1 protein-coding gene is annotated in these 373 nt (G+C 44.8%); it reads left to right on the forward strand.

Features of this window, described 5'->3' with window-relative positions:
* A partial coding sequence (locus SB786_RS35755; RefSeq protein WP_410731511.1) for a hypothetical protein occupies positions 1-373 on the forward strand: 373 nt, incomplete at both ends.

Consider the following 373-nt stretch of genomic DNA (forward strand, 5'->3'; position numbering starts at 1 on the left):
CAATGATTTCGTCGTAAAGCCAAGCACTGGCTTTGTAGGAATAGGAACTACTAATCCCACCAATCGATTACATGTTGTTGGTAATGGAGTGAATGATCCTGTTTCTGTTTCTGCACTGATAGCAGGGAATCCGGCAACAGATGTTTTGTTGGGAGTTACTCCTGCAGGCGTTGTCAGATCATTGGGAACGCTGGAGTCACTTTCCATTCCAACCCCTACTCTTTTCACCTTATTGAATGATACAGCCAATAACTTTCTGGCTGGTGAAGGTGCAGGCGGTTCTCAGGTAGTTAATATGGCTCTTGTAAAAGATGCTATCGGTGTTGGTTGGGATCCAGCAACAAGAACCATCACATTAGATCCCGGAACGTAT

Origin of the sequence: Burkholderia sp. SIMBA_062, assembly GCF_046534765.1 — a bacterium.
Taxonomy (GTDB): domain Bacteria; phylum Pseudomonadota; class Gammaproteobacteria; order Burkholderiales; family Burkholderiaceae; genus Burkholderia; species Burkholderia ambifaria.